Genomic DNA, 21,245 nt, shown 5'->3' with positions numbered 1-21,245 from the left:
TGAGCCACGAACTCCTCCTCGATCGTGGTTGCGAGCCACCTCTGACGATGTCTGCGTCCGAGACCAGGCCCCCAGCGGGGCCTCCTGAGCTCCCTTGACCCAGGTCAAGCCGGTGCTTCTCCTGCCCGATATAGTCTTTCGATTTTCAATGGGCCGGCCGATGCGACGAAATTTCACGCTACCCGAGCTTGAGCAAGAGCTGACCAATCTCCGTGAAGGCGCGATCCATCGCATGTTGCGCGGCGACTACGAGCGGCTGTTCGGTGAGAATGATGCGGCTCTCGGGCGTTTGCGTGGTTTTGCAAAGAGCCACGACTGCGTGGCAAGCTTTGCCGACGATGCCATCCTGTTTCGCAGGCGCTGCCGGGACGACCGAAGGGCCACCCTGCCCCCATAGTCGTTGTTCTTCGACGTCGCCTCCGAAAAACGCGCCCCCCTCTCGAGAAAGCGGCAGCATGAATTGCGTCTTGCTACGCTCGCAATGACGTCGCATGAGGCGGACAGCATCGCAACTCGCATTCATCTTCTGACATGCTTTCGCGCTCTCGCGGCGGACTTCGCCCGAGCTTTGCCTGGTCGCGTCGCCCTCTCTGAACGAAGGGCGCAGGGAAGGCCGGGCGCCGGCTGGCACCCGCAATCCCGTGTGCGGATTCAACGCGCACGGGTGAATCACAGGTGACGCCGGAACAGCCCGGCCTTCCCTGCGCGGCTGGTTTTAACGGCTTCCTTCGTGCTCTCCCCGGGGAGCGATACACTATTGCCCCCGTCGCCATGCAGATGGCTGATGCGCGCGGTCCGGTCGGGCCGCCACATCACCGCATGACTTGACGCACAGATCTCGGGCGTCAGGACCACACGACTTCTCCGTCCGCGCACATCTTCGTGGACATCCCCGATGGCTGGCGTGCGCTCACCGTCGAGGCCCTGCGAAGACGCTGTCAGCGCCGTGTCGTACCACGCGTGCCTGCCGCTCACGGGATCACCGCCCTGCAGCCAACATCGCGTGCCGACGCCGTCGCGGCCACCGCATCCCTTCCCCGTCTCGTGACGATCGCGAAACGCCCTTGTGGCGGGCGGGATGTTTCGACTTCTACGTCAAAACAGAATTTCTGTAAATACGAATCTTTTGACGAACGGCGATTGACCCAGCGCTGGCGTGTTTTGCCTGTCGGGCAGCGCAAGAGATCGTGGCCGTAACGGTGTGCCGCCACGGACTTAACGGCCCGGGTTGCGCCAGGCCACCCGTCTCAAGCCGCCCCTGAGGCCCGCACGCGACGACGCAACGGATATTTCGACACTTCCAGCAACACCAGGGAGATCAACGCGACCACCGCCGTAGCGGCGAGATCGTCCGCATGCAGGGGTCCGAAACGGAACAGATCCGCCGCGGCCGGCCACACCAGGCTCAGGGCAAGGACTGAGGTCACGAACGCGACGATGATGGCCAGCGTCCGGTTCGGCCGGGTGAAAGCTTCGACCAGCGACGTCGAGAACGAGCGGTTGACGAAGATCAGGCTCACGATCACCAGCACGAGCGAAAAGAATGTCAGCGCGCGCACCTCGTTCGCCGGCATGCCATATCGGTTTGACATCACCATCACGCCACCGGTCAGGACCAGCGCCAGGCCGCCCTGCAGCGCAGACCAGACCAGCAGGGCTCTTGGCAGTAACGGCTCGTCCGGTGGACGCGGCGGACGCTGCATCACATCGCTCTCCTCGGTTTCCGCTTCGAAGACCAGCGAGCAGACGGGATCGATGATCATCTCGAGAAAGGCGATGTGAACCGGGCCGAACAGCAGCGGCATCCCTGTGAGCAGCGGCAACAGCGCAAGTCCGGCGATCGGGATGTGGACCGCGAGGATGAAGCTCATCGCCTTGCGCAGATTGTCGTAGATCCGGCGGCCGAGCCGGATCGCCTTCACGATCGAACCGAAATCGTCGTCGAGCAGGACGATCGAGGACGCCTCGCGCGCCACGTCGGTACCCCGACCACCCATGGCGATGCCGATATGGGCGGCCTTCAACGAAGGTGAATCGTTGACACCGTCGCCCGTCATGGCGACGATCTCGCCCGCCCCCTTGAGCGCGTTGACGATGCGCAGTTTCTGGGCCGGCGCAATTCGCGCGAAGACGGCCCGTCCCCGCGCCGCGCGGGCGAGTTCGGCATCGGCCATGCCTTCGACATCCGTTCCCGTCAGGACGCGTTCGGGATCGAGGCCCGCCTGCAGCGCGATCGCCGACGCAGTCGCCGGATAGTCGCCCGTGATCATGACCACGTGGATGCCTGCGGAGCGGCATTCGGCAATTGCGTCCTCGACTTCAGGCCGCAACGGATCGGCAAAGCCGGTCAGGCCGCAAAAGCGAAAGGGAAAACCGCGTTGCGTCTCGGGACAATTCGTCTCCCCCCAATTCGCCCGCGCGACACCGAGCACACGGAGCCCTTCGCGTGCGAGCGCATCAACCCGCGCCCGCAATTCGGCCAGTTCGTCCGGGCTCATTCCGCAAAGCATGCCGATCGTCTCGGGAGCCCCCTTTGCCGCGATGACGCAATCATTGCCGCTGCCGCGCCATACGTTCGACATGGCGAGGAGGTCGGGACGCAGGCCATAGCTCTGCACCAGCCGCAACTCGCCACCAGCATCGGGGCCGAGCGCATGCAACGCCCTCTCCATGGGATCGAACGGCTCGCGGGCACAGGCCAGCACGCCCGTTTCGATCAACGAGTTGAACACGGGCTTCATGGGGCTTGCGGCGTCCGGCGTATGTTGCGTGCCGTCGGGCAGCATCAGGCGCGCGACCGTCATGCGATTTTCTGTCAGCGTGCCGGTCTTGTCGGTGCAGAGCACGGTCGCGGCACCCAGCGATTCAATGGCGGAAGCGCGCCGCGTCAACACCCGCGCCTGTGAGATGCGCCAGGCGCCCATGGCGAGGAACACGGTGAGGACGACCGGGAATTCCTCCGGAAGCATCGACATGCCGAGGGCGATGCCGGCGAGCACGCCCTCGAGCCAGCCGCCGCGATAGAGCCCATACAGCAGAACGGTCAACGCGATCACAAAGGCACCTGCGATTGCGAGGGTCGCCACCAGCCGCGTCGTCTGCTGTTGCAGGCGAGGCGCTTCCGTTACCAGCGAATGCAGCGTCTGTCCGATCTTGCCGATCTCGCTCGATAGGCCGGTCGAGGTCACCTCGGCCATCCCGCTGCCGCGAACCACCAGCGTGCCGGAGAACACGAACGGCTGGTCCTCGCCGCCGGCATGCGGCGCCACGGCTTTTTCGTGTGCCGCGCGAGCCTGCTTTCTGACCGGAACCGATTCCCCCGTCAGCAGGGACTCATCCAGCAGGAGGTCGACGGATCGAAGCACCACAGCGTCGGCGGCCACGCGATCCCCCTCGGAGAGGATCATCAGGTCGCCGCGAACGACCTCGCGACCGGGAATACGGATGCGCTCGCCGCCGCGGATCACCAGCGCGCGTGGGCTGGTCAGATTGCGAAGGGAGTCGAGCACACGCTCGGTGCGGGCCTCCTGCACGATTGTGATGACGAGAGAAAGCGTTGCGAGCACCAGAAGCAGCAGCGCCTCGCCGACATCACCCAGGACGAAATAGATCAGGCCGCCCGCCAGCAAGAGCAGCAGCATGGGCTCGCGCAGCACCTCGACGATGAGGCGCAGGATCGTCCGCCGGCTTGTGCGAGGCAGCTCGTTGAAGCCTTCGGCCTGCAGCCGCGCCTGTACTTCGGAAGCGGTCAGCCCCTGCATCGCCGTCGATTTCATGGAGGTTCCCAAGAGCCGTTCTACGATGAGCGCGCGTTATCTCATCACTAGGAATTATCATGCCATGCCGCAGCCGGCTGTCGGCTTGACGTGGGTCAAACGTGCCACGCGGCAAAGCGACATCCCGCTCGGCTCACGCCCATTTTCGCCGGCTTTGACGGCCATGTCAGTGCTGATATCTTCCTGGCGCGGCTTGATGCCGTCTACCGCCAAACCGAGGCCAGTGAAGAATGTCCATGAAACGCGCGACGCTGTTTGCGCTCAGCCTGATGTTCGTCGGCGCATGGTCCGAGGAAAGCGCCAGAGCTCAGAGTTCGGCCGCCCCGCCGGTCTCGCTCGCCCCGCCCAAGGCATCGCCGCCGCATGCGAGCGCCAGAAGCGCCAAGCCCAGGAGGGAGCCGGCCGTGGTGGCGAACGATCCTCGCGCGCCAACCGCGCCCGGTCCAGAGCCTTCGCCACCTGTCATCGGCGGCCCTCCGGCATCGCCGAACCCAGCGGCCGATTACGACGGCTTCAGCGCCGGCACCGAGGACAATGACGCGCCCAGCCAGGTGACGCCGCCCGTGAGATCACGCGCAGCGAAGAGCTCCAAGAAGGACGGCCTCGACGCACAGTCATCGATCGATCAGGAAGACGAAGCGTTGAAGCGCAAGCTGACGATCTGCAAGAACTGCAAATAGGAGGTTGGTATCTCGCTGCATGGCTGACCTACCGCAGCGCGTGCTACCTCCGCTTTACCCTCCCTCGATTTCCTGATCCTCTCTCCCCAATCGGCCGGACCAACCGGCCTGCCTCAGGGAGAGAGACGCCATGAAGCTCGGCACCGCCATTGCAGAAATCATGCGGCGCGAGGGGATCGAGATCCTCTGCGGTTATCCCGTCAATCATCTGATCGAGCATGCGGCAAAGGCCGAGATCCGGCCCGTGATGGTGCGGCAGGAGCGCGTCGGCATGCACATGGCCGACGCGATCTCGCGGGTGACGTCGGGGCGCACGATCGGCGCCTTCTGCATGCAGCATGGACCCGGCGCGGAGAACGCGATGGGCGGCGTCGCGCAGTGCTTTGGCGAATCCGTTCCGGTGCTGGTGTTGCCGATGGGCTATCAGCGCCGGCTGGCGCATATCGAGCCGAACTTCAATTCCAGCGAGGCAATGAAGCCGTTTGCGAAATCGTCCGAGCCGATCATCCTGGCGGCCGAGGTCGCCAACATCTTCCGCCGCGCCTTCACCAAGCTGAAGAACGGACGCGGCGGGCCGGTCATCGTCGAAATCCCCGCCGACATGTGGAACGAGGAGGTGCCGGAACCGCTGAGCTACACGCCGGTGCTGCGCACCCGCTACGGCGCGGATCCCGTGCATGTGAAGGAGGCAGCTAGCCTGCTCGTCAACGCCAAACGCCCGGTGATCCATGCCGGCCAGGGCGTGCATTACGCGCAGGCGTGGCCACAGCTGAAGCGGCTTGCCGAACGGCTGGCAATCCCTGTCACCACCAGCTTGGGCGGCAAATCGTCATTCCCCGAGACGCACCCGCTCTCGCTCGGCTCCGGCGGCCTCGCCGTGCCGCGCGCGGTGCCGCAATTCCTCGGCGAAGCCGATGTCATCTTCGGTATCGGCTGCTCCTTCACCGAGACGAGCTTCGGCATCGCGATGCCGAAAGGCAAGACGATCATTCACTCCACGCTCGATCCCAACCACCTCAACAAGGATGTCGAGGCGAAGATCGGCCTCGTCGGCGATGCCGGGCTCGTGCTGGATGCACTGCTGGAGGAGATCAACAAGAGCGTCACCACGGATCGCGATGCATCGGCGGTGGCGGCCGAGATCGCGGCCTCGCACGAGGAATGGCTGGCGAAATGGATGCCCAAGCTCACCAGCAATGATGCGCCGCTCAACCCCTATCGCGTGCTGTGGGATCTCCAGCATACCGTCGACATCGACAACACTGTCATCACCCACGATGCCGGCAGCCCGCGCGACCAGCTCTCGCCGTTCTGGAAGGCAATCACACCCCTCTCCTATCTCGGCTGGGGCAAGACGACGCAGCTCGGTTACGGCCTTGGCCTTGCCATGGGTGCCAAGCTGGCAAAACCGGACAAGCTCTGCATCAATGTCTGGGGCGATGCAGCGATCGGCTTCACGGGCATGGATTTCGAAACCGCCGTGCGCGAGCGCATCCCGATCATGTCGATCCTGCTCAATAATTTCTCGATGGCGATCGAGTTGAAGGTAATGCCGATCTCGACCGAGAAATATCGCTCGACCGACATCTCCGGCGACTACGCCGCGATGGCGCGCGCCTTCGGCGGCTATGGCGAGCGGGTGACCAGGCCGGAGGACATCATCCCGGCGATCAAGCGCGGCATCCAGAAGACAAGGGAAGGCGTGCCGGTGCTGCTCGAATTCATCACCAGCAAGGAGACGGAGGTGTCGCGGCCGGGCACATGAGGCAGCCTGCTGGACCGCGGGCGCTGGCTCCCGCCGCAGGAGATGTGATAATCCGGGCCGGTGCCGCGCATGCCGCGGCATCAAGCCGGATTGCGAATGACCGTCCCCTTGAACCAACGCGAACAGCAATTGCGGGCGGCCGTTGCCGAGAACGAGCGGCTGCACGATCGGCAAAACGCCACCGCCGAGATTTTGCGGACCATTGCCGCGTCGCCTTCAGATGCCCGGCCGGTGTTCGAGGCGATCGCGTCAAGTTCCAAGCGTCTGCTTGGAGGCTTCTCCGCCACCGTGCTGCAGTTCATCGGCGACGAACTGCACCTCGTCGCGTTTACGCCGACCGGCCCGGAGGCGGACGAAGGGTTGAAGGCTTCGTTCCCGCGCAAGATCGCGGACTTCCCGACTTTTGCGCTGGTGCGCGGCGGCGAGACGATTCAGTTTCCCGACAGCGAAGCCGCCGGTGTCCCCGAGCTGAACCGCGACCTCGCACGGCTGCGCGGCTTCCGCAGCGTGCTGTTCATGCCGCTGATGACGAGGGGTGCGGCGGTCGGCATGATCAGCGTCACGCGCGCCGAGCCCGGCGCGTTCGCACCCGACCTCGTGCAATTGCTGCAGACTTTTGCCGACCAGGCCGTGATCGCCATCGAGAACGCGCGGCTGTTCAACGAGACGCGCGAGACGCTGGAACGCCAGACCGCGACCGCCGACATTCTAAAAGTGATGGCGGCTTCCCCCTCCGACGTGCAGCCGGTGTTCGAGGCCATCGCCACCAACGCCAACCGGCTGATCGGCGGTTTCTCCACGGCGGTGCTGCGCTATATCGAGGGCGAAGCGCATCTGGCTGCCTTCACGCCGGGCGACCCCGAGGGCGACCGTGTGCTGCAGGCGTCGTTCCCGGTGCCGTTCGCGCAGTTCCCGGCCTACCAGCTCACGGCCAGTGGTCAATCGGCGCAGCTGCCCGATACCGAGCTCGAGCCGGCCGCACGCGACATCGCGCGGGCCCGTGGCTTTCGCAGCATGCTGTTCACGCCGCTGATGAGCGAAGGCGAAGCCAAAGGCGTCATCATCGCCACGCGGCGCACGGCAGGGAGCTTCGCCGAGCACCACGTGCGGCTGCTGCAAACCTTCGCCGACCAGGCGGTGATCGCGGTCAAGAACGTCAGCCTCTTCAACCAGGTTCAGACCCGCACCATCGAGCTCGCCCAATCTCTCGACGAGTTGCGCGCGGCGCAGGACCGGCTGATCCAGACCGAGAAGCTGGCCTCGCTCGGCCAGCTCACCGCCGGCATCGCACACGAGATCAAGAATCCGCTCAACTTCGTCAACAATTTCGCCGCGCTGTCGACTGAGCTGGCGAACGAACTGAACGAGGTGCTTGCGCCGGTTTCACTCCCCGGCGAAGTTCGCAGCGAGGTCGACGAACTGACGGGGATGCTGAAGGACAATCTGCAGAAGATCGCACAGCACGGCAAGCGCGCCGATTCCATCGTCAAGAACATGCTGCTGCATTCCCGCGAGGGCGGCGGCGAGTATCGGTTGAGCGACATCAACGCCCTGGTCGAGGAGAGCCTCAACCTCGCCTATCACGGCGCATGCGCCGAGCAGCCCCAGTTCGACGTCACGCTGAAACGGGCGTTCGATCCGGCGGCAGGCTGCGCCGAACTGTTCCCCCAGGAGATCACGCGGGTGCTCCTGAATCTCGTCTCGAACGGATTTTATGCGGCGGCAAAACGCCAGGCTGAGAGCGACGCCGGTACTTTCGAGCCGACCGTAACCGCCACGACCCGCGACCGCGGCGACACCATCGAGATCCGCATCCGCGACAACGGCACCGGCATCCCGGACGATGTGAAGACGAAGATGTTCAATCCGTTCTTCACCACCAAGCCGGCCGGCGAAGGCACTGGGCTCGGGCTGTCGATGAGTCACGACATCGTGGTCAAGCAGCATGGGGGCACGATCGACGTTGCGACCGAGCCCGGCCAGTTCACGGAGTTCACGATTCTGCTGCCGCGAAAGAGCGGCTCTGCGGATGGAAGCGGCGGCTAGCCCCTACTCCGCCATCTCGACCGGTCGCGTCGTGGAAGGACCGGCCAGCGGGCGCTCCTCCATCATGATCAGGCAGAGCGAGGCGGTGGTCATCAGCGCGGTCGCGGCCGCAAAGACGTAGCGGAAGGCATGCCGCATGTCCTCAGTGGGGATCACGGGGATGCCGCCGGCGGCATGATGCTCGCCGGCCAGCGGAATGTCGGCGCCGAGCGCGATCAGCAGGATCGCCGCGAACGCAGCAACCGTGAAGGAGGACATCAGCGCGCGGAAGAAGTTCATGGCGCCGGTGATGGTGCCGACCTGCGGACGCGCCACCGAATTCTGCAGCGAGACCACGCAGACCGGGAAGGTCGTGCCGAGGCCGAGCGCGAACGCGGCCATTAGCGTCAAAAGGCCCCACAGCGGCAACGTGGTGACCGTGAGGCCGAGGCCGCAGATCGCGGCCCACGAGGTGCCGATGATCGCGACCCGCTTGTAATGCTTGGCACGCGCCATGGTGCGTCCGGCGATCGCGGCACCACAGGTCGAGACCGCCGCAAGCGGAATCAACGCAAGTCCCGCCTCGCTGGCGCTGAGGTGGTAGACCTGTTCGTAATAGAGCGGCAGCTGCACGGTGAGGCCGGTGATGGCGCCGAGGCCGCAGCCGCCGGCGGTCAGCGCGAACGGCGCGACCGATCCGCCGAGCAACGGCAACGGCAGGAACGGCTCATCAGTGCGGCGCGCGTGCCAGACGAAGGTGAGCGCGAGCGCGACGGCGCCGCCCACCATCGACAGCACGGTCGGCGAGAGCCAGGGATAGCGCGTGCCACCCCAGGTCAGCACCAGCATGAAGACGACGGCGGAGGCCATCAGCAGCACGCCGCCGAGCCAGTCGACCTTGCGCTTGCGGTGGAACACCGGGATCTTCTTCATCTTCGGCAGCAGCAGCGCGAGCGCCGCGGCGGCGAGCGGCAGGTTGATCCAGAATATCATCGACCAGTGCAGATGCTCGGCGAACACGCCGCCAATGACGGGTCCAAGGATGCCGCCGACCATCCAGACGCTGGAGAAATAGGCCTGGTACTGGCCGCGCTCGCGCGGGGAGACGACGTCGGAGATCACGGTCTGAACGACAGGCATGATGCCGCCGCCGCCGAGCCCCTGAAGGCCGCGCGCCAGGATCAGCATCGACATGCTCGGCGCGATCGCGCACTGGATCGAGCCGGCAATGAACAGGCTGAGCGAGGTGATGAGCATCGCCTTGCGGCCGTAGATGTCGCTCAGCGTCCCGAATACGGGCGCAACGGCGGTCGAGGCGAGCAGATAGGAGGTGATGACCCAGGACAGGTTCGAGACGTCCTGGAACTGGCGGCCGATGGTCGGCAGCGCGGTGGCAACGATGGTCTGGTCGAGGGCAGCCAGGAACATCGTCAGCATCAGGCTCATGACGATGGTACGGACCTCGTCCGAGGTCAGCGGCGCCGGCGGCGAAATCGGCGGCGCGTCGCTGACGCTCATGACCTCCCCCGGAAGGCGGGCCAGTTCCTCAGCGAGATCGTCGGGCAATGTCTGGATGTCGGCAGGCTGGCTGCTCTGCCGTGTGAACTGGTTCATCTCGGGCTGTCGGATCGAGCGTGTTGCGGCGCAAAGCCGCGAAGGATTCGTTCTATGAGGCCAATCTAGACAGCAAAGCTCTTCTCCGGCAGGCACCGTGGCGCATGGGTGCATCCCGCACTGCGGTCATCCCGAACAAGTGATCTGAAACGGCAGGCGGATTAGTCCGGAATCAGTCCTGGGGACGTCGCTTCAGGCGTGCCCGTTTCGGCAGCTGACCCGGCCATTGTACGAGGTTGTTCTCGAGCTCGTCGTCCGGGATTTCGTCTTCAGTGCCCGCGACCCGCCCCCGCACGGAGACGCCAGCCTCATGCACGGTATTGGGATCGCCGGAAACCAGCGGATGCCACCAATAGAGATCGCGTCCTTCCGCGACCAGCTTGTAGCCGCAGCTCGGCGGCAGCCATTTCAGGGCGCGGACGCTCTCGGGGGTCATGACAACGCAGTCCGGAACGTGGTCGAAGCGATTCGAGTAGTCCTTGCAGCCGGCCGTGCAGGAATCGAGCATCTTGCAGCTGACATCGGTGAAATAGATCTGGCCGGTATCCTCATCTTCGAGCTTGCTCAGGCAGCAGCGGCCGCAGCCGTCGCACAGGCTCTCCCATTCGGCCGTCGACATTTCCTCCATCTTCTTGGTTTTCCAGAAGAATCCATCCTGGTCTGAAGGTCGTTTGCGAGCTGCGGTCATGCGCCTGATACTGATCCAAAGAGCTGCGGGTTGCCCATCTAGGGGGTGCGGCCGCAAAGCTGCAAGCAATGCGCCCAAAAGGCCCGTAATGAACCGGGGTTCAATTAGGCCTGTTGTTCAAAATTGCGAGCCTGACCATTGGTTTATAGGCCCTGCTCGGCTAGAAGAACAGCAAGTCCCCTTTGGTGCGCGAAACGGGCGCCTTGGGTTTGCCGCAACAATCCCGCAAGACGTCTCGATGCCGCCCCGGCCGGGTGCTTGAACGCTTTCGAACCGAGCCTCAAGGGTTCTAGGTGGTCCAGAACACGCCATCCAACTGGAAGACACGCGTCAGGAACTTCTTCCTGGACCTCGATGCGCGCATCGACTCCTCGCTGTTCTCCTCGGCCAAGGGCATCCGCGAGCTCCACGAGCGCTACTCGACCTTCATGGACCGTTTCTATGTCGGGCGGTGGAAGCGCTGGGTATTCATCGAGCCGCTGTCGGAAGCCGCGACCATCGGTCTTGGCGGCATGGTGCTGATGCTGATCCTCGCCATCCCCGCCTTCCGCGAGACCGCGGACGAGGACTGGCTGAAGAAGTCCGACCTCGCGGTGACGTTCCTCGACCGCTATGGCAACCCGATCGGCAGCCGCGGCATCAAGCATAACGACTCGATCCCGCTGGAAGATTTTCCTGACGTCCTGATCAAGGCGACGCTCGCGACCGAGGACCGCCGCTTCTACGACCATTTCGGCATCGACATCGCCGGCACCGCACGCGCGCTCGTCACCAACGCCCAGGCCGGCGGCGTGCGCCAGGGCGGCTCCTCGATCACCCAGCAGCTCGCCAAGAACCTGTTCCTGAGCAACGAGCGCACCATCGAGCGCAAGATCAACGAGGCGTTCCTCGCGGTCTGGCTGGAATGGCGCCTGACCAAGAACGAGATCCTGAAGCTCTATCTCGACCGCGCCTACATGGGCGGCGGCACCTTCGGCGTCGACGGCGCAGCGCATTTCTACTTCAACAAGTCGGCGCGCGACGTCAACCTCGCCGAGGCCGCGATGCTTGCCGGCCTGTTCAAGGCGCCGACGAAATACGCCCCGCACATCAACCTGCCTGCCGCGCGCGCCCGCGCCAACGTCGTGCTCGACAACCTCGTCGACGCCGGCTTCATGACCGAGGGCCAGGTGTTCGGCGCCCGCCGCAACCCCGCCTTCGCGGTCGATCGCCGCGACGAGGCATCGCCGAATTACTATCTCGATTACGCCTTCGACGAGATGCGCAAGCTCGTCGACACCTTCCCGAAATCCTACACCGAGCGCGTCTTCGTCGTTCGCCTCGCGATCGACACCAACGTGCAGAAGGCTGCCGAAGACGCGATCGAGAACCAGCTGCGCCAGTTCGGCCGCGACTATCACGCGACGCAGGCCGCAACTGTCGTCGCCGATCTCGACGGCGGCATCCGCGCCATGGTCGGCGGACGCGATTACGGCGCGAGCCAGTTCAACCGCGCCACAGACGCCTATCGCCAGCCCGGCTCGTCGTTCAAGCCTTACGTCTACACGACCGCGCTGCTGAACGGCTTCACGCCGAACTCGATCGTGGTCGACGGCCCGGTCTGCATCGGCAATTGGTGTCCGCAGAATTATGGCCACTCTTATTCCGGTTCCGTGACGCTGACGCAGGCGATCACGCGCTCGATCAACGTCGTGCCGGTCAAGCTGTCGATCGCGATCGGCCAGAAGGAGCAGCCGAAGGCGCCGAACCCGGCCAAGATCGGCCGCGCCAAGATCGTCGAGGTCGCCCGCCGCTTCGGCATCAAGGCCCCCCTGCCCGACACACCGTCGCTGCCGATCGGCTCCGACGAAGTCACCGTGCTCGAGCATGCCGTGGCGTATGCGACCTTCCCGAACCGCGGCAAGGCCGTGACGCCGCACGCAATCCTCGAAGTGCGCACCGGCGCAGGTGACCTGGTCTGGCGCTGGGACCGCGACGGCCCGAAGCCGAGGCAGGCGATTCCGCCGAATATCGCCGCCGACATGGCCGGCATGATGAGCCACGTCGTCAGCGAGGGCACCGCGCGGCGCGCGGCGCTGGACGGCATTCCGACCGCGGGCAAGACCGGCACGACGAATGCGTATCGCGACGCCTGGTTCGTCGGCTACACCGGCAATTTCACTTGCGCGGTCTGGTACGGCAATGACGACTACTCGCCGACCAACCGCATGACCGGCGGCTCGCTGCCGGCTCAGACCTGGCACGACATCATGGCCGCCGCGCATCAGGGCGTCGAGATCAGGGAGATTCCCGGCGTCGGCATGGGTCAGAAACTGCCGCGCGAGCAGATCGCCAACGCCCAGGCCAATGCGGCGCCGAAGGTGCTGGAGACCAAGCCCGGCCCGCCGCCGGTGCTGACCAAGCGCGGCGCCGACATCCTGGTCCGCGTCGAGAAGCTGCTCGACGAGGCTGGCAGAGCTGCGAACAAATCGGCTTCCGACGACAGCGCGCCGGTCAAGCCCGCATCGTCGACGAGCGCGCTCGCCTTCCCGCAGAACTATGCGGAAGAGAATGCGAACACATCCGCCCCGCGCAAGAACTGATCGAGACCCGTGCGGCTGATCCTGATCACATTGACGGCCCTCCTGCTCGCGACCGTGGTCGGCGTCGGCGCCACCTGGATGACGACGACGCGCGGCACCGAGATCGGCACGCTCACCATCGGCGCGTGGACCGCGCGACCGCGCACCGGCACCGCCGACGTCGACCCCTATTCGCGCGCCACCATCGTACGCAACGGCGAGTTGCCGATCGGCACCGGTGACGGCGTCGCCTTCACCGCAACGACGGACGACAAGAAGAGGGCGCTCGACGGCCGCTGCGACGTCGTGGTGTCAGGCGTGACGCCGCCGGCGCGGTTCTGGACACTGACGCTGTACGACCGCAAGGGCCATCTCGTCGCCAACTCGCTGCAGCGCTACGGCTTCACCAGCCAGGAGATCGTGCGCGCCTCCGACGGCTCGTTCGAGATCCACATCGCCGCGCGCTCGCGCGCCGGCAACTGGCTGCCGACCGGCGGCATCGAGCGCTATACGCTGATGTTCCGCCTCTACGATACGCCGGTCGGGGTTGCGACGCGCACCCAGCGCGATGCGCCGATGCCCACCATCGCGACGGCAGGCTGCTCATGATCCGCCTGGCATTCACCATCCTTGCCGGCGTGGCGCTGGGCCTCGTGGTCCATCTCGTCAGCGTGCTGGCCCTGCCGCGCATTGCAACGCAAGACGCCTATTCGCGGCTGACCCCGATGACCAAGCTCAACGCCGTGACGCCGCTGCCTCTGGCCGATCCCAACACGTCGCCGATGCCTTTCATGGACCCGGCCTTCGCGCTCGCGATCTGCCGCTATGACCTCACGGGCGGCCCGATCAAGCTCACCGTACCGGTCAGCCAGGCCTATACGTCGGTGTCGTTCTACACCCGCAACGAGATCGCCTATTACGCCATCAACGACCGCTCGGCCGGCAAGAAGGTGATCGAGCTCGACCTGATGACGGAAGCGCAGCACGACGCCCTGCCCGAGGACGAAGAGATCACCGCGGCCGACCGCCTGATCATCGATTCCCCCAGCACGACCGGCCTGATCCTGATGAAGGCGCTCGCCGCCGAGCCCGGCCTGATGCCGCAGGCGCAAGGCTCGCTCGCCGCCGCGACCTGTGCGCCGCAGACCGAAGGACCGGCCAAGGCCGAGGCGCCGCGCGGCCGGCGCTGACGCACGGGCGTTGAGATGGCCTCAAAGCCAAGCCCGCGAAAACAACCCCATGCACAGTAGCGGAGGTGTTGACGCGATTGGCAATTTCGACCTCGCGCCAAAGCGGGCGCTTGCAGGGTCGACGCATCCCCTGCCAGCCCCATTTTTCCGCTTTGACTCGTCGGGCAAAACACTGGCAGAATGGTATCATCGAAAATTCTTAGGAACCCGCGCGGAGCCATCCGTCGCGGGTTTTTCGTGTCCGAGCAAAGAGTGCCATCACCAACCGTCGTCCATCCGACAATCCGGAAGCCGCGCGTATGGCATCTTTATCGATTGCGGTCCGGGGACTCTTGCAGGTTGGTTGGACAGCATGTCGGACCAGAATATTGACAAGCAAAGCGGCAGCACCTCCGTGGAGGCGCTGCCAACCGGTAGATCTAATATCCGAGATGTGCGGCTGGTTCGCTCCAAGCGCCGCCGCGACGAACATGAACCCAAGCCGCGCCAGTGAGCCTGTTATCGGCAATCCCGCCCATGATGGCGGTGTTGCCATCTGCGGAGAGTGCGACCGAGGACCCTTGTCTTGCGCTCCCAGTTGCACCAGTACCGACCAGCTTGGTGCCTTGTTGAATCCATCCGGTCCCGCTGCGGGCATAGATCCAGGCCGCGCCGGTACCATCGTTCTCGTGAGGCCCGCTCACGAACGCAGTATTGCCGTCCGCCGATAGCGCGACGGAGTGGCCTTGCGCAGCCTTTCCAATCGCATCGCTGGCAACAAGCTTGGCGCCTTGCTGCGTCCACACGCCGTTGTTGCGCGCGTAGATCCATGCGGCTCCCGCATCGTTGTTATCGGCCACCCCACCGACGATGGCGGTGTTGCCATCGGCCGAGAGTGCGACGGAGACACCTTGTGCGGCATTTCCGAGAGCTCCTGTGCCGACCAGCTTGGTGCCCTGTTGGCTCCATACGCCGCCGCGGCGGGTATAGACCCACGCCGCTCCGACGAGATGGTTATCCGCAACGCCGCCAACGATCGCGGTATTGCCATCGGCTGACAACGCTACCGACACGCCCTGTCTGGCAGATCCAACTGCACCTGTGCCGATCAGCTTGTTGCCCTGCTGGGTCCACGCATCGCGGCCGCGAACATAGATCCATGTCGCGCCGACGCTCCCATTGTCATAAGGCCCTCCAACAATTGCGGTGTTGCCGTCGGCAGATAGCGCAACCGCGGATCCCTGAGCGGAGCGTCCGATCGCCCCGGTGCCGACCAGTTTACTGCCCACTTGAGTCCAGTCGCCCTCAGCGCGCATGTAGATCCACACGGCCCCCGTTGTTCTGTTGTCGTATGGGCCGCCCACCACGGCGGTCTGGCCATCAGCGGACAGCGCGACAGATATGCCTTGTCCAGATTGTCCCGCCACACCGCTGCCAACCAGCTTATGGCCTTGCTGGGTCCAGACGTCACGATTGCGCGTATAGATCCACGCCGCTCCGTTGAGCTTGTTGTCGACGAGTCCTCCGACGATTGCGGTGTTGCCATCAGCAGATAGCGCGACGGACCAACCTTGCTCGGCCGGTCCAACCACGAGACTGCCGACCAGCTTTTCACCCTGTTGTGAGTATGGTGGTGGCGCTGGTGATTCGGTTTGAGCTGCAGCCAAAGCCGGTGCTACAGCTGCGAAGGCCGCCAGCCAGATGACCCGAGAGCGTCCGCTCGATGCAAACGGCGAACGGCAAACAAATGTACCGAGGAGACTGCCTGTTTTGGGGGGGGCACGCGTGCTGATCATGACGAGATCTCCCTTGTCTCTGCGCATCGATGCGCATCGAACCTGGACCTCGCGGATCGCTCTTGATCGCGAAGCCGGTGCTTAGCGATCGACCATGTAGAAAACTATCAGTTTATGACTACAATCCAGACGACAACGCCTTGATCGAGATCAATTTAGATTCAATTTTCATTCGGCAGCTTCGCGCGAAGTACGCTGAGAGCGGTAACTACTTCACAAAGCTGAGATAAGAAGCCAACGCTTCAATCTCAGCCGGTCCCAAGGAGCGGGCAACAACCGGCATCGGCGTGCCTATGCCTGAATGATAGCCCTCTCCCCACTGTTCGAGGCGAGCCTTGACGTAGAAATAGGCAAGGCCGCCAACGCGCGGAATTTCCCGTATGCCTTCGGCGTTCGGGCCGTGGCAGGCGTAGCACGATGCGACATTGGCCTCTGGGATGCCCTCCATGTAAATCGCCTTACCCTTCGCGATCAGATTGGCATCGCCATCGTTCGCGGGCCTGGGAGGGATGGCGGCGAAATACGCCGCGAGATCACGCGCGGCGCTGGGATCGAGCGCCGCCACCGCTCCCCACATGTACTGCTTCGAGAACGGATTGTCCCGCGTGTGGTCGCGGAAGCTGCGCATCTGGCCTTCAAGATAGGTTGGCCGCTGCCCGGCCAGTCGCGGCGCGACCATGTATCCCTGCGCCGATGTCCCGTGGCACCAGGTGCAGTTGCGGACATTGGCGCCGTCCCATGCCATGGCCGGGCCGATGCAGGCCACCATCGCCAGCAGCACGATCCTGAACCCGATGCGCTTCATGACATCCCACCCCCGCGCAATCTGGCTGACCCGCATCGCATGTCGGCCACACCTCTCATTGCAGATAGCTCACATAGGCAGCCACCGCTTCGACCTGTGATCGCGTCAGATTATGCGCGGTCGGCGCCATGATCGCGGAGGTATCGACCGCCGATCCCTGGCCGCGCACCTTCGCCCAACCGGTGAGCTGCCCGACCGTGTACTCGTAGAGTTGGCCGGCAAGTCGCGGAATTTCATTTTGACCCTTGCCCTCGCTGCCGTGGCAGGCGGCGCAGGCCGGCACGTTGGATTCGGGAAGGCCTTCCTCGTAGATGCGCTTGCCGAGGCCCAACGACGCTCGTGGCGCGCCGCCGATCGGCTTCGGATCGAGAGACCTTAGGTGTGCCGCAAGCGAGGCGATCATCGCCGGGCTCAGCACGTGAGCGACATTCGCCATCACCGGATTGGTGCGTCGGCGCTCGATGAAGGCGCGAAGCTGGTTCTCGAGATATTGCGGCTGCTGTCCCGCAAGTCGTGGCATGGGAAACCATCCGCGATAGCCTTGCGCCGACAAGCCGTGGCAGGTCTTGCAATATTCGATCTTCGCTTCGAAGCCGCCCCTGTCCTGCGCGTGAGACGTCACTGAGCAAGCCACGGTCAGCACTAAGGCGTACAGGACCGCACGCGGGCTATTCGCGCGCCGCGATGATGAGCGCCCTGGTCCGGAAGGCGCGCGCATCTACTGACCCGCCCACATGTGGAAGTTCACCCCGACCTTCACGACCTGGATCGACTGCCTGACATTGACCAGACCCAGGAAGGCGTTGTCTTGATCGGCAAAGGTCGAGGTCCGGGTGCCGAATCCGTAATAGTCATATTCGAGATTGGCGGACCAATGACGTGTGAAGGCCCAGTCGACGCCCGCACCGGCCGTCCAGCCCCAGCGATCCTCCAGCCCCCTGAAATCGAAGGGCAGACCAGTGAACGTGCCGCTGACTTCGTATTTGTCGCCGGCCATCGCGGCGCCGGCCTTGGCGTAGAGCATGACGTCGTCGAAGGCGTAACCGATGCGACCGGTCACACTGGTCAGAAATTCGGTCTTGGCATCCACGATCGCAGTCTCGCCGGGATTGCCGAGGGGGAGAGCAACAGTCTTGTTGTTCCTCAGGGTCAAGCCGGCGACATCGCCCTGGATGCCGACAACGATCGAAGAGGAAGCAAACTGATAATCACAGCCGCCTTGCCCCCCGATGACGGCACCACTCGGTGACGCGCTTACGGTGGTTGCGCCAACGGTAGAGCCTGGACCAAGGAAGGAATCCTGCACGAGTTGCACGGGATCCGTGATGTCTTTCTTGGCGAACCCCGCACCCACATGGACGCCGATATAGCAGCCCGTCCAGTTGAAGGGCGCGACCGGGACCGGAGCTTTGACAGCCAGATCGGCGGCAGCCGCCGGTCCCGCCAGGGTCACTGCGAAGGCTGCGAGATGCGCGGCAAGCAGCTTTTTCATCTGACGATCTCCTTATGCGGTCGGCCTACATGGCGACCCAGGCGTGCAGGAACAGGGTGTTGTTGTCGTGAGCGCCGACAGTGGTGCCGTTGAACTTGTTGTAATAGGTGTATTGCAGGCCGATACGCGCGTTGAACCACGGCCAGCCGATCATCTTGCCGGCGCCAAACGGGATGTAGGCGATCTCGGCCGTCCAGCCGTTGGTGTCGGGGGTCAATGCCATGCCGGTGAGCGGGTCGGTGCCGAAAAGACCGGCGTCGGATGTACCCCAGACGTTGAAATACTGCCCGGTTAGAACAACGCGATTGTCGGCACCCAGCGCCAGCGAGGCCTGCAGCTTCATGCTGTTGAGCTGATTGGTCGGATTGGACGCGACGGCAAGGGCGGCGAAGCTCGCATCCAGGCGCTGGAACTCGCGGATGTAGCTGCCACGCAAGGTCAACCAATAATTGTCGCCCTGATACTGATATTGCGCGTCGAAGCCGAGGTCGGTGAATTTGTCCGATACCGGCAGCACCGCGGTCGATCCCGAGGCGAACGTCGTGTCGAACCACGGATGCACGTCGAAGAGCATCCCGAACGTGCCGACCATCAGCGAATGCCGGCCCCAATGCGGCTCGATCGCCGCGCGCCAATAGGGTGCCACGTTCCCGAGCTGCCCCGGAGTATCGAACGGATTCGCTCCGAGCGCATTCAGCGCGTGGAAGCCGATCGACTTGTATCCGGTGATTTCGAGGTAAAGCAGGTCATTGATCATCGTGTAGAGACCGACGCCGCCGACATGCGCCGCAAAGGTCCCTTCCAGCATCGTGCCGGGAGGGCCGGCCGCCAGCGTCGACGATGCGTAGGGGAAACCCCAGGCCGGTGTGGTATTCCACAAGTCCTGAACGGATGGATTGTTGTTGGCCGTGATGCCGTAGACGAGATCGAATAGACCGGCGCTCGCGGTATTGGCATAGCGAACGTCGGTATTGTCCCAGCCCCAGCTGTGGATGAACTGATCCGCCGGAGTGCCCGAAAACGACGACAGTGGTGTCGCGCCGGCATACGTATATTGAGCAAACGCGCCGATATTATCCGTTATTGCGCCGCCCCAGAACACACTGACCGGCGAGGCGACGAAATTGTCGTTTGTCTTGAACGGATCTGACGGCTCCGGAATGGTCGGTCCCTGGGTATGCGTGAACCCTTCGACCGCCATGAACGAGATCGGCGGCACCCACTCCTTGCGGTCGGCCTCGGCCTGAGACTCCTGGGGCAACGCCTTGACGTAACCGCGCAGCTTGTCCAGTTCGGCGCGAGCCGCGCGCCCACCTTCCGATGAGAACGGTGTCGTCTTGAACTGGCCGCCACCGGCGGTATAGCCGAGCAGCTTGAACCGGCGTCCGTAGGGCGTGAGTGCAGGAAAGTCGGTATGGCAGGTTCCGCACGGCTGTCCTGTCTGACGCGCGAAGCTGGGCAACGCTTGCGCCGGCACGGTCAGGCCGATCGTCACAGAAGCAGCCGAGATCACCACCAAGGTTAGTGCGGCGATAAGCCGCCTGCCATTCCTCGCAATAACACTGTAGCGATAGTCCCACATCGCGCCTGTCCCGTCGCGCTGCATTAACTTGGGATATTGCAAACCGCTTTCATTTCGAAGTAGGGCAGCACGCGAACGTTTCGCCAAGTGAGATTCACGTCGCGCGATCCGTTTTCAAATCCTCCGAGATATTTTCGCAACGTTAAATGCAAGCGCGAATAGGAAGCGATTGCATGAGGCAACAACCTACCGTCGAGCGCGGCATTAAATTACCGCCTCGTGATTTTTCGCGAGGGACTACCGAAGCTCGACGAGAATCGTCTGGACCGAAGCTTGCCGCTCCGCGTAGCTTGCGCGGGTGAAAGCGGGGACGGTCATGATTCTGCAATCGTCAATGCGGACCGCGGTCATTGTCGTCGTCGCGTCGGTGTCGACGTTTGCGCTCGCCCAAGACAAAGCTGCACACGACGAGACTGCACATGTGTCGGCGCAGGAGCTCAAGGCGAAGACCGACTATTGCAAAACTTGCCACGGCATCGACGGCCAAGGTTTTCGCGGATCGTATCCGATGCCGCGATTGGCGGGCCAGCAACCCGAATATATCGAAAACCAATTAAAGGCGTTCATCGAACACCGCCGTAACAACCCGGTGATGTTCAACGTCGCGCATGTGCTCACCCCCGCGATGCTGGTCGCGTTGACCTCGGAATTCAAGAACCTCGATCCAAAGCCACTCGGCAGTGCGACGAAAGCGAACCTTATCGAAGGCAAGAAGATCTACGAGGACGGTATTGCCAGTGCTAACGTGCCGCCCTGCGCGTCCTGCCACGGGCCCGAGGCCAAGGGAGATGGCCAGTTCCCCCGCCTCGCGGGACAGCTCAATGACTACGTGATCAGGAAGTTGACGAACTGGGACAAGGAGCGAGGGCAAGACAAAGCAAACCCTGACAGTTCGACGATCATGCAGCCGATTGCCCATGACCTCACGGAAGTCCAGATCAGGGCAGTGGCAGCTTACGTCAGCCAATTGGACTAGCTCAACGCGATTGCGGAACTCGCGCTTGAGGTCCGTTTTTGGACCCTAAGCTGACCGCGCGCTGCTATTCCAAGAACTCAGGAGTGCTCCCGAAGCGACCTTTATGTAGGACGATTTTGGGTGCTTCGCTGCACTCGCAACGCCGAGCAGGAGATATTCTGAAGAGCTGCAGCAACTGCCCTCCCCGCAGCACTCAATCCTCATCGCCCTCACTTCGTGAATTCTAGAGCATCCGGCGACTGAGTTGAATCGAAAGTGATGGAGGGATGGCTTCCGGCGCGTCGATTATCGTGAGTCCATAAGGTCTCTGATTCGG

16 protein-coding genes are annotated in these 21,245 nt (G+C 63.7%); 8 read left to right on the top strand and 8 right to left on the bottom strand.

What is annotated here, in order from left to right; translation table 11 throughout:
* Positions 1-94 precede the first annotated feature (94 nt).
* Entirely contained in the window at positions 95-397 is a 303-nt protein-coding gene (locus tag XH88_RS10700; RefSeq protein ID WP_271615327.1) for a hypothetical protein, read from the top strand.
* Between the two features lie 850 nt (positions 398-1,247).
* Here XH88_RS10700 and XH88_RS10695 read toward each other — a convergent pair.
* Positions 1,248-3,776, bottom strand: a complete 2,529-nt coding sequence (locus XH88_RS10695; protein WP_271615326.1) for a cation-translocating P-type ATPase — start codon at positions 3,774-3,776, stop codon at positions 1,248-1,250.
* 236 nt (positions 3,777-4,012) lie between these two features.
* On the opposite strand from XH88_RS10695, the gene XH88_RS10690 reads away from it, so the two are divergent.
* From XH88_RS10690 to XH88_RS10680, 3 genes are all read left to right on the top strand, one after another.
* Positions 4,013-4,456, top strand: a complete 444-nt coding sequence (locus XH88_RS10690; RefSeq protein ID WP_271615325.1) for a hypothetical protein — start codon at positions 4,013-4,015, stop codon at positions 4,454-4,456.
* 130 nt (positions 4,457-4,586) lie between these two features.
* Positions 4,587-6,221, top strand: coding sequence for a thiamine pyrophosphate-requiring protein (locus XH88_RS10685; protein WP_271615324.1), 1,635 nt, complete (start codon positions 4,587-4,589; stop codon positions 6,219-6,221).
* A 96-nt stretch (positions 6,222-6,317) separates the two neighbouring features.
* Positions 6,318-8,267: a GAF domain-containing sensor histidine kinase gene (locus XH88_RS10680; RefSeq protein ID WP_271615323.1), complete on the top strand. Its 1,950-nt coding sequence runs from the start codon at positions 6,318-6,320 to the stop codon at positions 8,265-8,267.
* Positions 8,268-8,270: 3 nt separating this feature from the next.
* On the opposite strand, the gene XH88_RS10675 is transcribed toward XH88_RS10680, so the two are convergent.
* Both XH88_RS10675 and XH88_RS10670 read right to left on the bottom strand, forming a co-directional pair.
* On the bottom strand, positions 8,271-9,860 hold the full coding sequence (locus tag XH88_RS10675; protein WP_271615322.1) for an MDR family MFS transporter: 1,590 nt from the start codon (positions 9,858-9,860) through the stop codon (positions 8,271-8,273).
* A gap of 172 nt (positions 9,861-10,032) precedes the next feature.
* Complete coding sequence (locus tag XH88_RS10670) at positions 10,033-10,548, bottom strand: YcgN family cysteine cluster protein (RefSeq protein WP_271615321.1); 516 nt, start codon at positions 10,546-10,548, stop codon at positions 10,033-10,035.
* Between the two features lie 293 nt (positions 10,549-10,841).
* Between XH88_RS10670 and XH88_RS10665 the strand changes: the two genes are divergently transcribed.
* The 3 genes from XH88_RS10665 to XH88_RS10655 are packed head-to-tail and all read left to right on the top strand — an operon-like array spanning position 10,842 to position 14,299.
* A complete protein-coding gene (locus tag XH88_RS10665) occupies positions 10,842-13,130 on the top strand; it encodes a transglycosylase domain-containing protein (RefSeq protein ID WP_271615320.1) in 2,289 nt (762 codons plus the stop codon).
* Positions 13,131-13,139: 9 nt separating this feature from the next.
* On the top strand, positions 13,140-13,718 hold the full coding sequence (locus XH88_RS10660; RefSeq protein WP_271615319.1) for a DUF1214 domain-containing protein: 579 nt from the start codon (positions 13,140-13,142) through the stop codon (positions 13,716-13,718).
* A complete protein-coding gene (locus XH88_RS10655; RefSeq protein WP_271615318.1) occupies positions 13,715-14,299 on the top strand; it encodes a DUF1254 domain-containing protein in 585 nt (194 codons plus the stop codon). The genes XH88_RS10660 and XH88_RS10655 overlap by 4 nt, the downstream gene beginning before the upstream one ends.
* Before the next feature lie 419 nt (positions 14,300-14,718).
* Here the strand turns inward: XH88_RS10655 and XH88_RS10650 are convergent, their stop codons facing one another.
* From XH88_RS10650 to XH88_RS10630, 5 genes are all read right to left on the bottom strand, one after another.
* Positions 14,719-16,101 carry a hypothetical protein gene (locus tag XH88_RS10650; protein ID WP_271615317.1) on the bottom strand — a complete coding sequence of 461 codons (1,383 nt, stop codon included), beginning with the start codon at positions 16,099-16,101 and terminating at the stop codon, positions 14,719-14,721.
* Positions 16,102-16,282: 181 nt separating this feature from the next.
* On the bottom strand, positions 16,283-16,915 hold the full coding sequence (locus XH88_RS10645; protein WP_271615316.1) for a c-type cytochrome: 633 nt from the start codon (positions 16,913-16,915) through the stop codon (positions 16,283-16,285).
* Positions 16,916-16,934: 19 nt separating this feature from the next.
* Positions 16,935-17,399 (bottom strand): c-type cytochrome, encoded by a 465-nt coding sequence (locus XH88_RS10640; RefSeq protein WP_271615315.1) that lies wholly within the window; start codon positions 17,397-17,399, stop codon positions 16,935-16,937.
* Between the two features lie 198 nt (positions 17,400-17,597).
* Positions 17,598-18,371 (bottom strand): outer membrane protein, encoded by a 774-nt coding sequence (locus tag XH88_RS10635; protein WP_271615314.1) that lies wholly within the window; start codon positions 18,369-18,371, stop codon positions 17,598-17,600.
* 25 nt (positions 18,372-18,396) lie between these two features.
* Entirely contained in the window at positions 18,397-19,953 is a 1,557-nt protein-coding gene (locus XH88_RS10630) for a cytochrome C (RefSeq protein ID WP_271615313.1), read from the bottom strand.
* 316 nt (positions 19,954-20,269) lie between these two features.
* Between XH88_RS10630 and XH88_RS10625 the strand changes: the two genes are divergently transcribed.
* The gene (locus XH88_RS10625; RefSeq protein ID WP_271615312.1) at positions 20,270-20,929 is read left to right on the top strand and encodes a c-type cytochrome; all 660 of its coding nucleotides are present in this window, start codon (positions 20,270-20,272) and stop codon (positions 20,927-20,929) included.
* Positions 20,930-21,245: the final 316 nt, after the last annotated feature.

Origin of the sequence: Bradyrhizobium sp. CCBAU 51627 (assembly GCF_028128765.1) — a bacterium.
Taxonomy (GTDB): Bacteria; Pseudomonadota; Alphaproteobacteria; order Rhizobiales; family Xanthobacteraceae; genus Bradyrhizobium.
Note: the sequence above shows the minus strand (reverse complement) of the source record. Positions and strands in the feature narration are given on the sequence as shown.

What these genes read in the sequence shown, in the direction of transcription:
- XH88_RS10650 (WP_271615317.1), bottom strand. Translation starts at nt 16,101, where the DNA reads ATGCGCAGAGACAAGGGAGATCTCGTCATGATCAGCACGCGTGCCCCC.
- XH88_RS10670 (WP_271615321.1), bottom strand. Translation starts at nt 10,548, where the DNA reads ATGACCGCAGCTCGCAAACGACCTTCAGACCAGGATGGATTCTTCTGG.
- XH88_RS10640 (WP_271615315.1), bottom strand. Translation starts at nt 17,399, where the DNA reads ATGCCACGACTTGCGGGACAGCAGCCGCAATATCTCGAGAACCAGCTT.
- XH88_RS10685 (WP_271615324.1), top strand. Translation starts at nt 4,587, where the DNA reads ATGAAGCTCGGCACCGCCATTGCAGAAATCATGCGGCGCGAGGGGATC.
- XH88_RS10625 (WP_271615312.1), top strand. Translation starts at nt 20,270, where the DNA reads ATGATTCTGCAATCGTCAATGCGGACCGCGGTCATTGTCGTCGTCGCG.
- XH88_RS10690 (WP_271615325.1), top strand. Translation starts at nt 4,013, where the DNA reads ATGAAACGCGCGACGCTGTTTGCGCTCAGCCTGATGTTCGTCGGCGCA.
- XH88_RS10655 (WP_271615318.1), top strand. Translation starts at nt 13,715, where the DNA reads ATGATCCGCCTGGCATTCACCATCCTTGCCGGCGTGGCGCTGGGCCTC.
- XH88_RS10680 (WP_271615323.1), top strand. Translation starts at nt 6,318, where the DNA reads ATGACCGTCCCCTTGAACCAACGCGAACAGCAATTGCGGGCGGCCGTT.
- XH88_RS10635 (WP_271615314.1), bottom strand. Translation starts at nt 18,371, where the DNA reads ATGAAAAAGCTGCTTGCCGCGCATCTCGCAGCCTTCGCAGTGACCCTG.
- XH88_RS10645 (WP_271615316.1), bottom strand. Translation starts at nt 16,915, where the DNA reads ATGCGGGTCAGCCAGATTGCGCGGGGGTGGGATGTCATGAAGCGCATC.
- XH88_RS10675 (WP_271615322.1), bottom strand. Translation starts at nt 9,860, where the DNA reads ATGAACCAGTTCACACGGCAGAGCAGCCAGCCTGCCGACATCCAGACA.
- XH88_RS10695 (WP_271615326.1), bottom strand. Translation starts at nt 3,776, where the DNA reads ATGAAATCGACGGCGATGCAGGGGCTGACCGCTTCCGAAGTACAGGCG.
- XH88_RS10630 (WP_271615313.1), bottom strand. Translation starts at nt 19,953, where the DNA reads ATGTGGGACTATCGCTACAGTGTTATTGCGAGGAATGGCAGGCGGCTT.